This is a genomic window from Rhodococcus sp. SG20037, assembly GCF_031763325.1.
Lineage (GTDB): Bacteria > Actinomycetota > Actinomycetes > Mycobacteriales > Mycobacteriaceae > Rhodococcus_F > Rhodococcus_F qingshengii.
This window is the reverse complement of sequence record NZ_CP134497.1, coordinates 5,617,076-5,630,128: the sequence shown is the minus strand read 5'-3', so window position 1 is coordinate 5,630,128 and position 13,053 is coordinate 5,617,076. Positions and strand designations below refer to the sequence as shown.

The window sequence follows — 13,053 nt, the reverse complement described above, 5'->3', positions numbered from 1 at the left end:
AAATAAATGTATGCTGGGTGGGTGAGCCGAACCGAAACCGCAGCCAGGACGCCCAGCCGTCTCACTCATTCGAGTGAAGCCATTGCACATACCGTCTCCGGGGCGACGTGGCGAGCGGCTTTTCGCGTCGGATCTGCCGACGCGACCATCGCCCCCGCGATCAGGGTCGGGCTCGCCACCGCCGTAGTCCTCGTGGTCGGCGGACTGCTCGGGCATCGGGAATTGGCCGGCTTCGCGGCCTTGGGCGCGCTGTGCGCCGCGTTCGGCAGGTACGAGCCGTATCCACGGTTGGCCGGCAAGCTGGCAATGGTGGGTGCTGCACTGGTGGTTTCGATTGCCTTCGGCGGCGCCATGGGTGTCGCGGGCGTTCCGATGTGGTTGCAGATCGGCATCCTCTCTTTGCTTGCGGGTGCGTCGTACTGCTTCATGTCGGGCTTCCGGATCACCGGGCCAGGGCCCGTCATCCTCGTCTTCGCGGCGACCGGTGCAGCCGGATATGCCTCCAGCGTTGATGATTTGGCGCGGTTGGTCACTGCCGGTGCGCTCGGAGTTCTGGTCGGTTGGGCGGCCGCGATGCTCCCAGCGCTCGTACTGCCGATGGGACCTGCCCGCCTGGCAGTTGCCCGTGCAGTTTCTGCGGTGGGGCGTCTCGAACAGTCCGGCGCAGACGGAGTGGAACCGGCGCTCGGATCGATTGCCAACGCCCGCTTGGTTATTGCGTCGAGTGGCCGGATCAAGTCGACCGTCGATCACGGACGCGAACTGGTGGCGGTGCTCGACGAAGCAGAAGCGGCAGTTCAGGAGTGGCAGTTGCACGGCGACGCCACCCTGATTCGCAGCATTGCTCGGCACGAGAAGGAGCTTCGGAAGCTCAAGCGATCCAGCATGATCGAACACGATCTCGCACCGGCAAAGAACCTGGCCGCGCCCGAAGGCTATTTTCTCGAAGGATTGAATCGGCTGTATTCGCGCCCGGTGCGGATGAATGCTCTCCGCATCGTGGCAGCGTCGGCTCTGGCCGGTTGGCTCGCGGCGGGAGCCGGGTTGGAGCATCCGCTCTGGGCGTCGATGGGTGCCATCGCCGCGATGCAGGGGCTGAACTACAAGCAGACCGTCCAGCGTGGGATTCAGCGGTTGGTGGGAAATGTCGGTGGCGCCGTCGTCGCTGCTGCTCTCATCGCATTGACGCTCGGCTACTGGCAAGCGGTTGCCGTGGTCGTGATTCTGCAGACTGCTGCTGAGTTGCTCGTGATCAAGAACTATGCACTGACATCACTGGCCGTCACCCCGATGGCACTGCTCCTCATCGGTTTCAGTGCTCCGATCGGGACCGAAGCGGCAGTGGCTCGCGTCGCGGACACTCTCATCGGCGTGGTGATCGGTGTTGTCGTCGCCGCTGTGACGATCAGTCGATCGGATCGCCACCACGTCACCGTGTAACCGGTTCTGCCGTGTTTCCGGTACTGCCGTGTTTCCGGTACTGCTGTGTTTCCGGTACTGCGTAGGCTCCTGCAGGTGGAGGACAGCACGCCGGTCGACGGCCGGAAACTGCGTTACCAGCATCGCCGTGCCGAATTGCTCGAGCAGGTAACCGCGTACGTCACGGCGAACGGCGTCGGTGAACTGTCCATGCGGCCATTGGCCAAGGATCTGGGGATCAGTCATGCGACACTCATCCATCATTTCGGTTCGAAGGAACAACTGCTCACTGAAGTGGTTGCCACCCTGCGAGACAGCTCTTCTCTCGACATCTCTTCCGGGACCGACATCGTCGAGATGTTGACGAGTTACTGGAATGGGCGCACATCAGCGGAATCGTTGCCGAACTTTCGCTTGATGTTCGAGATCTACGGACAGGCGTTGTTGCATCCGGAGCGGTATCGCGAGTTTCTCGACCATGTGGTGGGGGACTGGTTGGGTGGTTTGGCGGAAGCTGCGCTCGCGCACGGATGTCCACCCGATCGCGCTGATCGCTACGCGACGATCGTGTTGGCGCAGATTCGCGGGTTGACGCTCGATCTGGTGACCACCGGTGACCGCGTCAGAATCGACGCGGCGTTCGCCGAATTCGCGGCTGCGATGGGCGCTCTGGCCAGCTCCTGGAAGGCGATCTGACGCTCCGAATGCCGTGACGCTTCAGGCGATCTGCTCGAACAGGGACACGATGATCCCTTCAGGCCCCCGGACGTAGGCCATGCGCACGCTGTTCTCGTACTCGCCGATCCCGCCGATGAGTCCGTAACCGTCCGCAGCCACCGCGTCGACCGCAGCCTGGAGATCGCCCACCTCGAAAGACACGTTGCGTATCCCGATCTCGTTGGCCATCGGAGCAGGCGATCCGGGTACGTGCTCGGGCGTGACGAAGGACGAGAGCTCGAGCCGTGATCCTTCGCCCGGCGGGCGCAGCATGGCGATTTCGCACTTGGCTCCAGGGATACCGCAGACGGTTTCCACGAACTCACCCTCCACGGATCCGGTGCCCTCCACCTCGAGACCCAGACCGACGAAGAATGCCGTCGCTGATTCGAGGTCCGTGACGGTGATGCCGATGTGGTCGAAACGCTGTACGTGTGCCATGGACACATCCTCCTACTGTTTTTTCGTGCGGTTCGATGCTAGGTCGGAGTTGGGGCCGGAATCTCGACATATACGTTTCACGAAGCTGCAAGATTTTGCTTGACCGATCGGTTAAACAAAATCTACGATAACGTCCAACGAGGTCGCCCACCGCACGAACCGGAGTCGTCAGACGTGAAATTCCAGTCGAAGTCGTTTGCCCGCATATCCATCGCAGCCCTCTGTGCTGCAACGATCGGCTCCGCCGTTGCTGCGCCCATCGCGTCCGCACAGGCACCGAGCGCGTCGCAAGCCACCGGCACTGTGGTGTCGAGTGAGCCGCTACCGAAAGATCTGTGGATTCCGGGTACCGCCGACGCCAAGCGATTCACGTACTGGACCATCGGTTCCAACGGCGGGCCTGCGCTGAGCAGTGGCGCGTACTACGTCCCGGCCGGTCCGGCACCGGAAGGTGGTTGGCCCGTCATTGCGTGGGCGCACGGCACCACGGGACTCGACGATTCCTGTGCCCCTTCGCTGGTCGGTCCTGGCCTGCCCGAGCGCGACTACCCCTACCTGGGGCGTTGGCTCTCCGAGGGCTACGCCGTAGTCGCCACCGACTACGTCGGTCTGGGAACACCGGGGCTGATGCCGTATCTCGACGGAAAGGTGGAGGCGCACAGCGTCGTCGACTCGGTCAAGGCTGCTCGGGTGATCGACCCCACCATCTCGAATAGGTGGGCAGTGGTCGGGCAGTCGCAGGGCGGCGGTGCGGCCATCACGACGGCGCGCTACGCCACCGAATACGGTGGGGATTCTCTCGACTATCGCGGCGGGGTGGGTACCGGAGTGCCGGCCAACATCGAGTTGACCCTCCTGCCTGCCGGTCCGGGCTTCCCTCCCATCGCCCTCGGCGGCGGATTGACGTCGTACGCGCTCTACATCCTCGCGGGCTTGCGGGAAGCGCACCCCGAGATCGACTTGAATTCCTACCTGAACGACTTGGGAAGGGAAAAGGTCGACTCGGCCGAAAAGCTCTGCGCCGCAGACCTGGACGAGGCATCCAAGGATCTGGTCCTCGGTGACATCTTCTCCCGCCCGCTCAGTCAGATCCCGAACTTCCAGGGTCTGCTGAACGATTACATGGGTGTACCGACCAGTGGATACGATCGCCCCATCTTCATCGGCCAGGGCTTGCTCGACGTGGATGTCCCTGCACCGTCTGCACTTTCGCTGGTTGCAGCGTTGGTCGCCAACGGTGAACCGGTCACGTTCAAGACCTACAACACCGATCACAGCGGCGCTTTGGTCGAATCACAGGCCGACACGATTCCGTTCGTCGCGAACCTGTTCCGCTAGGCATACCGAGAATCCAGATCATCCGCGGGGTCGCTGTCGCACAACTGCGACAGCGACCCTCGGTCATTTCTGTGACTCCTTGATTGCGTTCAGCCGCGCCTCGAGGCCGTCGAGGACACGGTCGAGTGTGTAGCGATAGTGTTCTGCCCGTGTTGCTTCCGCAGCATCCGGTGGACCGGCGAACTTCCCGATCAGTGTCTCCATCGATGAACGAGGATCTGAGGGTCTGTCGTTACTCAGTCGTTCCAGCATCGCGCTGTGATCGGGTGAAGGCTGTCCGCTGGGAATGCGCCTGGCGTCGTTCATGGCGATCAGTGTGGTTGTCGAGGTGAAGGCGACGGTGTAAGCCTGAGCGGCTTCTTCCCCGAACCCGGCGTCGATCAGCGATGCCAATCCGGCCTCCATGAGTTCCCGGCTGCGCTGGGTGGCAACTCCGTTCATCAGCAGCCACTGTGCCGCGCCTGGACACTTGATCAAGGCCTCTCGCATCTGCAAGAGCAGATGCGTCAGCCATTGACGCCAATCTTCTTGTGCGGATGGCACGTTCACGGCCGACACCGCACTGTCGACCACCGCAGCCGAGAGTGCGTCCCGATCTCCGACGAGTCGATAGACGACGGAGAACGACGTATCGAGTTCGCCGAGCAGCTGCCGCAGCGACCAGCCCTCGACTCCGTGCTCGCGACTGAGCCCGAACGCCACGGTCAGCACCGCGTCCGCAGTGATCCCGGTGTTGTAACTCCGGCGGCGCTGTGATTTCGCGGCGGACTTCTTGTCAGGTGATGGCGCAGTCATGGTCCGACCGAGCTTAGTGGCGTCGGATCGCGTCGCGTAGTCGACGCAAGCGATTGACGGATGAACTTAGGTGAGGTTTACTTGCCAAATCCGAGCAGTGCTCGGATTTATGCGAAGCCCCCGATTTTTCGAAGCTGAAGGACACCATGAAGTTGAAAACGCGACCCGGTTACCTATCGAGGCTGGGTGCTTCGCTGCTGGTCAGTGTCGTTGCCCTGACTGCGGCCGCCTGTAGCTCGAGTGAGGCGGGACCGACGACGGAACCTGCCGAGGGAACGCGTGTTGTGTCCCATGAATTCGGTGAAACGTCGGTTCCGGGCGACCTCGGGCGAATTGTTTCCCTCGACGAATACGCCGCACTCGGTCTCCTTGCCGTCGGCATCACCCCTGACGTGGTCTTCACGTCGTGGGGATCGGAGATCGGCCAGGACATCTTGGCGTCAGCTGGTACCGAGGTGGTCACGGTGCCGCCGCTCGGTGCACCCCCGATCGAGCAGGTACTCGCACAGGATCCCGGACTGGTCATCTTCACGTCGATGGGCGATCGGAGCTACTACGACTCCCTCGCGTCGACCGTCCCCACAGTGCCGGTCCCAGCCGTCACCACTCCGTGGCGTGAGAATCTTGCCTTCTTCGGACGCGCTTTTGATCGTCAGTCGGTTGCCGACAAGCTGACTGTCGCCTTGGAGGGCAAGATCGCTGACGTCTCTGCTCGGTCCGGTGGTGAAGCGAACACCGTGTCGGTGCTGATGAGCAGTTCTGGAATCCTTGCCACCACCACCGAGCAGGCGCCGCCGTCGTTGCTGTTGGCGGAGAGCGGCTTCGGGCGTCCGGAATCCCAGCGAGCGAATGCCGCTGGAGGACTGCCGTATGCGCCCCTGTCCGACGAGGCGATCCCGGCGCAGGATGCTCGGATCGTAGCCGTGTTCGACGAGGGCGTGTACGAGTTCGGCAAGGTTGCCGGTGTTCCCGGATTCTCGAGTCTTTCAGCGGTGCAGGAGAACCGAGTGGCCAAGGTCAACGGAGACATGTGGCTTGCCACTCATCCCTTCGCCACCTTCTGGATGATCGAGGACATGGATGCCATGGCTGCCGGCAATCTGACCGGCACCGGAACCGAAGCTGTTGCCGCGACGCGCTATCAGGAATTCACGGCGCTGACGGCATGAGTTCGAGAGCGTTGAGTCGGCGCCTGGCTCTGCGATGGGGAGCGGTGACGCTCGGCTCTGCGGCTTTGGGCTCTGCGGCTTTGGGTTCTGTGGCACTGAGTGCGTGCAGCCGTGGTTCGGCGAACGAAACCGGTTCTGAGATTTCACCGTTCGACGACGAAGTTCGTGCTGCCGAACAGGCGAGATTTCATAGCGGGCGCACAGTCGAACGGAATCTGACAGCTGCACCGGCTCGGGTGAGTCTGGGCGCCAGAGAGGTCGACACATGGTCGTACGGTGCGGAAGCAGTTGGCCCGGAGCTTCGAATCTCCAAGGGAGACCAGCTCAACGTTCTTTTGCAGAACGACCTTCCGACGGAGACCTCGGTGCACTGGCACGGCATTGCGATCCGCAACGACATGGACGGCGTCCCGCCGGTCACCCAGGAACGAATCCAACCAGGTGCCGAGTTCACCTACGACTTCGTGGCCCCGGATCACGGAACATATTGGTACCACTCCCATTCAGGCTTGCAGGCCGATCGAGGGTTATTCGGTGCACTCGTGGTCGAGGACCCGAACGACCGGACCGGAGCCGACGAGGACGTCGTCATCGTGATCGACGACTGGCTCGACGGGCTGGGAACAACCCCGGATGCAGTGCTTCGCGCATTGTCACCGGACGTGCAGGGAGGACACCACGGGCACGGCGGCACTCCACCGGAAGTCGATGGTGCAGAGATTGATTCTGCCGCAGAACTTCTCGGCAGTGGTCACGGAAATTCCGAGGCGCTCGGTGGAATGGCAACGCACATCACGTATCCACTGCACCTGATCAACGGACGGCCTGTGGAAGATCCCTTCGTCGTCAGTGCGACGGCCGGAACTCGGCTTCGATTGCGGGTGATCAATGCCGGGGCAGAGACTCCGTACCGTTTCTCGGTCGCCGGGCACGAGATGACCGTTGTCAGTGCTGACGGGCAGGACGTTGCCTACACAGCCGGAGACGAGATTCTGATCGCACCCGCGCAGCGATACGACGTATTGGTGACGGTGCAGTCCGGCTCGTGGCCCATCGCCGCGAAGGTGGAAGGGAAGTCAGGTGGCGTCGCGTGCCTGCTTCGGACGCCGGATTCGGTAGCGGTCGTCGACCTGACTTCGCCTGCAGTGCTGTCAGGTTCCGGCGGTCGGCTCGTTCTGGAATCGGAGCTTCGCCCGTCAGGAGCGCTGGAGCAGAGGGCACCGGATCGTGCGTATTCGGTGGATCTCATTCAGGCCGGCGATCGATACCTCTGGGGAATGGCGGGCGCCGATGCAGGTCGGTTGAGAATGAAGCAGGGCGAGCGAATACGAATCGTCATGAACAACGACACCGACATGTGGCACCCGATGCACACCCATGGGCACACCTTCTCGGTTCCCTCCTACGGCGGGCTTCGCCGAGACACCGTGATCGTACTTCCGCGTACACAAATGGCGATCGACTTCGACGCCGACAATCCAGGACGGTGGATGTTTCACTGTCACAACGCGTACCACTTCGAGGCCGGGATGACTGCCGACCTCCACTACGTTCGATGAGGAGAGCAGAATGTCAGTTCGCACCGGATTGACCACATTGATCGCTGTTGCAGCGGTATTCACACTGACGTCGTGCGGCAACGATTCGACGGGATCTACCGAGCAAGCGCCGGTCGAGATCTCGGTGAAAAACCTTGCGTACACACCGAACTCCGTCACCGTGCACACAGGACAGACCGTCACGTGGATTTTCGAGGACCAGGGAATGCCGCACGATGTCGTGTTCGCCGAGTTGGGGATCAAGAGCGATCTCCAAGGAAGCGGAACCTACAGTCAGACCTTCGACAAAGCCGGAACGTTCACCTACACGTGCACACCACATCCGAACATGACCGGCACGATCATCGTCGAAGAGTGAGTGCGGCAATGAAAGTGAACGAGTCCGCAGCCCCGGAAGACTCGCCTGGACTCGTCGACCGAGACGCTTTGGGCAGGATGATCGCGCCGGTGAGAAATCAACTCCTCCTAGGGGCGGGTCTGTCGGCACTGTCGGTGCCGTTGCGATTCCTGCCCTACGTTGCGGTGGTCGAGATCGCGCGGGTGCTCCTGACCGGCTCGTCGTTTAACCTGGTCTGGATGTGGACCGCAATCGGTGCAGCGGGCACAATTCTCGGTTTTGTCGTCTACAACGCAGCACTGACCGTCTGTCACACCGCCGACGCGCATTTCAAATACTCGATCCGCTCGCGTATCGCTCGGCATCTGTCCCGAGTTCCTCTGGGGTGGTTTGCAAATGGTGGCACCGGTGAAGTGAAGCAGGCGATGACGGACGACGTGAAGCGGATGCATCTTCTCGTCGCTCACCTTCCCGCCGACGTGGTACCAGCGATCCTGTCGCCGATAGTGGCCCTGATCTATCTGGTGGCGATGGACTGGAAGTTCAGCCTGGTCCTGGTCGGCTACATCGGAGTGTGTCTCGCTCTCGCCGCGCCGTCGATGCGCAGAGCCTATCGAACGAACGTCGACTCCTGGAATCTTGCAATGTCGACATTGACCTCTGCGACAGTAGAACTGGGCGACGGTATCGAGGTTGTCAAGACGTACGGGAGTGGGAGTCGCGCATTCGCGCGCTACTCGAGCGCTGTCGATTCGATGGTTGCGGTGTGCGTGCGATGGATGTCGGGGATGGGAGGGCCGGTGGTCGCGATGTCGATCCTCCTCTCACCGGCGGTACTCATCGTGGTCATCACGGCGACGGGAACTGCAATGTTGTCCGGGGGTTGGATTACCCCGGTAGCTCTTGTTGCCTTTCTGGTCGTCGGAATCGGTGTTCCGTCGTCGGTTCTGCACATGGGAACGATGGCCAACCTCTACCGCGAAGGCCAACTGGGAGCGACTCACGTCGAGAGCATCCTCGGCGAACCAGAGCTGGCCGAACCTCAGGATGCAGTGCCTGCTCGCAGCACTTTGGTCGAATTCGACAGCGTCGGCTTCGAATACACCACTGGGCAGCGCGTCCTCGAGAACATCTCCTTCGAGATGCAACCGGGCACCGTGACCGCGATCGTTGGCCCCTCCGGCTCCGGAAAGACCACATTGGCGCGTCTACTTCCGCGGTTCTGGGACGTGACGGACGGGTCTATTCGACTGGGCGGAAGCGATTTACGAGATCAGTCCAGTCGCGAAGTCTTGAGATCAATGGCCATCGTCTTCCAAGATGTTGTGCTCCTGCGGGACAGCGTGCGCGAGAATATTCGGCTCGGTCGACCGGATGCAACGGATCTGGAAGTGGAGACAGCGGCGAGGCGGGCGCAGATTCACGACGTGATCATGCGACTGCCGGACGGGTACGACACCGAGATCGGTGGTGGTTCGGGCGGTGAGCTGTCGGGTGGGGAGAAGCAACGCCTGACGATCGCCCGCGCCATCCTTCAGAACCCGCCGATCGTCATCCTGGACGAGGCGACTTCGCAGGCCGATCCCCACAGTGAATCGGCCGTTCAACGCGCACTGGGCGAGATCAGTGCAGACGGCGGCACCCTGATGGTGATCGCTCATCGACTGCACACCGTCCGATACGCAGATCAGATACTCGTTCTCGACGCCGGACGGATCGTGGAAAACGGTACGCACGAACAGTTGTCGGCGCTCGGCGGAACCTACGCGCGGATGTGGGCGCTCCAGAACCCCCTCGTCGAAGACATATCTCCGCGAAAGGCGCTGCAATGATTCGCGACCTGGACGAAATCCTCGGGCGCGGCAATGGGATGCGAGGTCAGATAGCAGGTTTCACGCTCGCTGGGATACTCGAGGGTGTCGTCTTTGCACTGATGGTTCCGATCCTGAAAGCGGTGGTTCGCGGCGATTACGACGCCGCAGTGCCGTGGGTTGTCACGGCTGCTCTCGTGGCGGTGGCATGTGGCGCCGTACGGTGGATCGCCGAGAATCGGGCGTACCGCATCGGAATCGAGGGTTTTGCCGGTGGAATCATGCATCGCCTCGGTGAGCACTTGGTGCAGGTTCCGCTCGGGTGGTTCAGCAAGGCAAACCGTGGAGCGTTCACTCGCCTGGTCACCGAGGGCACGGCTATCTTGATGAGCATCCCGGGAATGATCATCGCGCAACTCGTCACCGTCACGGTGACTCCAGCGACAGTGGCGATCGCTGTATTGTTTGTGGACTGGCGACTATCCCTCGCGATGGTCGTCTTCGTTCCACTGGGGATTCGGGCTTACCGCAACGTGCAGCGTGCGGTTGTTCCCGAATACGAGGCGATCGGCAAGAGCGAATCCGAGTTGGCATCGCGCGTCGTCGAATATGCACAGGCGCAGCAAGTTCTACGTTCGGCCGGTAAGAGCGGCGAAGGCTGGACTCGGTTGGACGAAGCTCTTGTGTCCAACCGGGACGCACACCTGCAGGAAATCGGATCGGTCGACAAGTATCTGCTGCGCTTCATGATCGTCGTTCAGGTTGCCTTTCTCACCGTCCTGGTTCTGGCGGCACTGCTGGTCACCACCGGGTCCATCGACACAGCAAGCGTGATCGTTGTTCTCGTGTTGGCCGTGAGGTTCGTGGAGCCGATGCAGATGCTCGCAGGATTCGGTGAAGGTATCTCACTGGCCCGGGTGTCGCTCGGATCTGTCCGAGAGATGATCGATGTACCGGTGCTGGCGGAACCTGAGGTGCCGAAAGAGCCTACGTCGTATGATATTCGGTTCGATTCGGTTTCCTTCGGCTACGGCCCGGATCGCGTGATTCGTAACGTGAGCCTCGAGTTCCCGGACTGCTCGGTCACCGCTCTGGTCGGTCCTTCCGGTTCCGGAAAGACAACTCTGGTTCGGCTGATCTCCAGATTCTGGGACGTAGACGAAGGTGCGGTAACCATCGGGGGAGCCGATGTTCGCGAGATCGGAACGAGAGCATTGATGTCTCGGATATCGACTGTCTCACAGCAGGTTTACCTGTTCGACGGAACCATCCTGGAGAACGTTCGGTTGGCGAGACCGGATGCCACCGAGTCGGAGGTCCGTCAAGCAGTGGTGGATTCCAGGCTAGGCGAAGTGATCGACCGTTTGCCGAGCGGTGAGGAGACCAGGGTAGGTGAAGGCGGATCACTGCTGTCCGGCGGTGAACGTCAGCGGGTCTCGATTGCGCGGGCATTCCTCAAGGACACTCCGATTGTTCTTCTCGACGAAGCGACTTCCGCCCTCGACGGAGAGAACGAAGTCGCCATCACCGAGGCAATTCACCGATTGGCCCGTGGTCGAACGGTGGTGATCATCGCTCATCGCCTGTCGACTATTGAGGGAGCAGATCGCATCGTCTACCTCGAAGACGGTGGGGTGGAGGAGGTCGGCTCCCACGAAGACATGATCGCGCGAGGTGGGAAGTACTCGGATTTGTGGGCCGAGCGCAGTGGCGCGGAGGGATGGAGGATCGACCGAGCGCCTAAGCGGTGAAGAAACCGTGTGGTTTGATCGACGAATGGACGAAGCCGCTGCAGATCCAGTGAAACCGCCGCGCAAGCGCCGGTGGCCTCGTTGGGTCGCAGGCATTGCGGTGCTCGGAGCGGTTGTCTACGCAGGCTCGATCGTGTGGATTTCCGTGGCGTCGGCCGGCCACACGTCGGACGCCGCCGATGCTCCCGATGCTCCGGTCGTGATCGTGCTGGGCGCGCAGATCAAGGACGGTAAGCCGATGGCTTTCCTGAAAGGGCGGCTGGACGCAGCAGTAGAACTGGTGGAAGCGGGAAAGGCTAAAGCGGTCCTGGTCTCCGGCGACGCGAACGGCGGCTCGGGTGACGAGATCGCGGCGATGACGAACTACCTGTTGGAGCAGGGAATAGATGAGCGTCGCATCGTGGGGGATCCGTACGGCCTCGACACCTACGACACCTGCTTCCGGGCCATACATACGTATGGGGTGACCAAGGCGTTGATCGTCACTCAGGGGTATCACGTGCCACGCGCCGTGGCATTGTGCCGAGACGTCGGCATCGACGCAGACGGGGTGAACAGCGATTGCGGGTGCGCAAGTCCGACGCTGATCAAGAACGCCGCCCGGGAGTGGGTCCTTGCCAAGCCCAAGGCGGCGCTCGACATGCTGTGGAGCCGGGACGCAAAGGTGACGTCGCCGTCGGAGGACTCGGTCCAGGTGGCGCTGTCGTTTCCCTGACGCGGGGTGAGTGCGCACGGTTTCTGTCGAGTGAACACACGCTCCGGAGAGTCGGAGCGTGTGTTCACTCGAGGTGAAGGGTGCTAGCTCGACAGTCAGATCAGTGCTGCGGCGGCGAATGCTCCCAGTGCGATCAATGCCGCGCCGGTGACGCTCTGCACGCGACGGTCCACGACGCACATGATCGAGAGGAATCCCGGCATCGAGCCACCACGCTTGGTGTGCACGATTGCCGCGAGGCTGGGCATGCAGCGGCCAAGGGATACGACCGTGAACAGCGCCGCCCCGAGAGCCGGTGTACCCGAAGCCATGACGCCGAGTGCCAAGAGGTAGTACGCACTCGAGCGGATGAAGATCAGAAATCCCGGACCGATGATCGCGCCGAAGATCAGCGAGACCTTCCACGGCGCCATGGTGCGGCGCAGATGGCGCGGAAGCTGTTGGCGCCGCATCGGAGTCGGCATGCTCACCGCACCCAACTCGTGCAGCCCGTATGCAACCGCGACGACGGCCCAGACGCCCAGCGCCCAGCCGACCGGCACGTACCCGGACATCGCCGCACCGAGAGCGCCGATCAATGCCCCGGTGACGGCTCCCGTCGTGACCGAACCCAGAGCGTGCCAGCCGAGTCGGCGGACGGGAGTCGAGGATCCCTTCCGATCGACTTGCTTCGGCGCGGCAACAACTCCGGCGACGGACATTCCGCAGGTCGACCAGTTCGCGGCCAGCGACGTAACCAGTCCGGCGCCGATAACAGCTGTGGTCAAAGCTGTTGTCGCAGATGGCGTGGCCACGAGTGCGAGGCCGGCACCCGCAGCGGCGCCCGCCGCGACGAGGCTGACACGGGTCGCGGTGCCGACCGAGCCTTGAAGGGTCGGCCGGATGTCAGGGACATCGGTCTGCAGTGGGCCGTGTGAGAGAACAGTAGTCATCAGATCCTCCGAAGTGTTTGTGGTTCAGGAAAAGTGTCGAGCCGAAGTCGCAGCGAAAAGTGATGAGCC

At 62.0% G+C, this 13,053-nt stretch carries 12 protein-coding genes; 9 read left to right on the top strand and 3 right to left on the bottom strand.

What is annotated here, in order from left to right; translation table 11 throughout:
• Window positions 1-6 precede the first annotated feature (6 nt).
• Both RHP72_RS25950 and RHP72_RS25945 read left to right on the top strand, forming a co-directional pair.
• The gene (locus tag RHP72_RS25950; protein WP_064687802.1) at window positions 7-1,440 is read left to right on the top strand and encodes an FUSC family protein; all 1,434 of its coding nucleotides are present in this window, start codon (window positions 7-9) and stop codon (window positions 1,438-1,440) included.
• Window positions 1,441-1,515: 75 nt separating this feature from the next.
• Window positions 1,516-2,115 carry a TetR/AcrR family transcriptional regulator gene (locus RHP72_RS25945; protein WP_030536496.1) on the top strand — a complete coding sequence of 200 codons (600 nt, stop codon included), beginning with the start codon at window positions 1,516-1,518 and terminating at the stop codon, window positions 2,113-2,115.
• 21 nt (window positions 2,116-2,136) lie between these two features.
• On the opposite strand, the gene RHP72_RS25940 is transcribed toward RHP72_RS25945, so the two are convergent.
• A complete protein-coding gene (locus RHP72_RS25940; RefSeq protein WP_064687801.1) occupies window positions 2,137-2,577 on the bottom strand; it encodes a VOC family protein in 441 nt (146 codons plus the stop codon).
• A 174-nt stretch (window positions 2,578-2,751) separates the two neighbouring features.
• Between RHP72_RS25940 and RHP72_RS25935 the strand changes: the two genes are divergently transcribed.
• Window positions 2,752-3,915, top strand: coding sequence for a S9 family peptidase (locus tag RHP72_RS25935; protein ID WP_003940397.1), 1,164 nt, complete (start codon window positions 2,752-2,754; stop codon window positions 3,913-3,915).
• A gap of 63 nt (window positions 3,916-3,978) precedes the next feature.
• Here RHP72_RS25935 and RHP72_RS25930 read toward each other — a convergent pair whose 3' ends face one another.
• Window positions 3,979-4,710: a TetR/AcrR family transcriptional regulator gene (locus RHP72_RS25930; protein ID WP_064112403.1), complete on the bottom strand. Its 732-nt coding sequence runs from the start codon at window positions 4,708-4,710 to the stop codon at window positions 3,979-3,981.
• A 146-nt stretch (window positions 4,711-4,856) separates the two neighbouring features.
• On the opposite strand from RHP72_RS25930, the gene RHP72_RS25925 reads away from it, so the two are divergent.
• From RHP72_RS25925 to RHP72_RS25900, 6 genes are read left to right on the top strand one after another with little or no spacing between them, the layout of a single operon-like run.
• On the top strand, window positions 4,857-5,879 hold the full coding sequence (locus RHP72_RS25925) for an ABC transporter substrate-binding protein (RefSeq protein WP_041815331.1): 1,023 nt from the start codon (window positions 4,857-4,859) through the stop codon (window positions 5,877-5,879).
• Entirely contained in the window at window positions 5,876-7,438 is a 1,563-nt protein-coding gene (locus tag RHP72_RS25920) for a multicopper oxidase family protein (protein ID WP_058038276.1), read from the top strand. Before RHP72_RS25925 ends, RHP72_RS25920 begins: the two co-directional genes overlap by 4 nt.
• A gap of 10 nt (window positions 7,439-7,448) precedes the next feature.
• Window positions 7,449-7,796: a plastocyanin/azurin family copper-binding protein gene (locus RHP72_RS25915; RefSeq protein WP_003940254.1), complete on the top strand. Its 348-nt coding sequence runs from the start codon at window positions 7,449-7,451 to the stop codon at window positions 7,794-7,796.
• A complete protein-coding gene (locus tag RHP72_RS25910; protein WP_311093995.1) occupies window positions 7,793-9,607 on the top strand; it encodes an ABC transporter ATP-binding protein in 1,815 nt (604 codons plus the stop codon). The genes RHP72_RS25915 and RHP72_RS25910 overlap by 4 nt, the downstream gene beginning before the upstream one ends.
• Window positions 9,604-11,337: an ABC transporter ATP-binding protein gene (locus RHP72_RS25905; protein WP_311093994.1), complete on the top strand. Its 1,734-nt coding sequence runs from the start codon at window positions 9,604-9,606 to the stop codon at window positions 11,335-11,337. The genes RHP72_RS25910 and RHP72_RS25905 overlap by 4 nt, the downstream gene beginning before the upstream one ends.
• A gap of 25 nt (window positions 11,338-11,362) precedes the next feature.
• The gene (locus RHP72_RS25900; RefSeq protein WP_311093993.1) at window positions 11,363-12,052 is read left to right on the top strand and encodes a YdcF family protein; all 690 of its coding nucleotides are present in this window, start codon (window positions 11,363-11,365) and stop codon (window positions 12,050-12,052) included.
• A 95-nt stretch (window positions 12,053-12,147) separates the two neighbouring features.
• Here the strand turns inward: RHP72_RS25900 and RHP72_RS25895 are convergent, their stop codons facing one another.
• Window positions 12,148-12,984 (bottom strand): hypothetical protein, encoded by an 837-nt coding sequence (locus RHP72_RS25895; RefSeq protein ID WP_050656036.1) that lies wholly within the window; start codon window positions 12,982-12,984, stop codon window positions 12,148-12,150.
• Window positions 12,985-13,053 lie beyond the last annotated feature (69 nt).

Excerpts from the sequence above, each read along its gene's own strand:
- RHP72_RS25915 (WP_003940254.1), top strand. The coding sequence starts at position 7,449 with ATGTCAGTTCGCACCGGATTGACCACATTGATCGCTGTTGCAGCGGTA.
- RHP72_RS25950 (WP_064687802.1), top strand. The coding sequence starts at position 7 with ATGTATGCTGGGTGGGTGAGCCGAACCGAAACCGCAGCCAGGACGCCC.
- RHP72_RS25930 (WP_064112403.1), bottom strand. The coding sequence starts at position 4,710 with ATGACTGCGCCATCACCTGACAAGAAGTCCGCCGCGAAATCACAGCGC.
- RHP72_RS25905 (WP_311093994.1), top strand. The coding sequence starts at position 9,604 with ATGATTCGCGACCTGGACGAAATCCTCGGGCGCGGCAATGGGATGCGA.
- RHP72_RS25940 (WP_064687801.1), bottom strand. The coding sequence starts at position 2,577 with ATGGCACACGTACAGCGTTTCGACCACATCGGCATCACCGTCACGGAC.
- RHP72_RS25925 (WP_041815331.1), top strand. The coding sequence starts at position 4,857 with ATGAAGTTGAAAACGCGACCCGGTTACCTATCGAGGCTGGGTGCTTCG.
- RHP72_RS25920 (WP_058038276.1), top strand. The coding sequence starts at position 5,876 with ATGAGTTCGAGAGCGTTGAGTCGGCGCCTGGCTCTGCGATGGGGAGCG.
- RHP72_RS25900 (WP_311093993.1), top strand. The coding sequence starts at position 11,363 with ATGGACGAAGCCGCTGCAGATCCAGTGAAACCGCCGCGCAAGCGCCGG.
- RHP72_RS25895 (WP_050656036.1), bottom strand. The coding sequence starts at position 12,984 with ATGACTACTGTTCTCTCACACGGCCCACTGCAGACCGATGTCCCTGAC.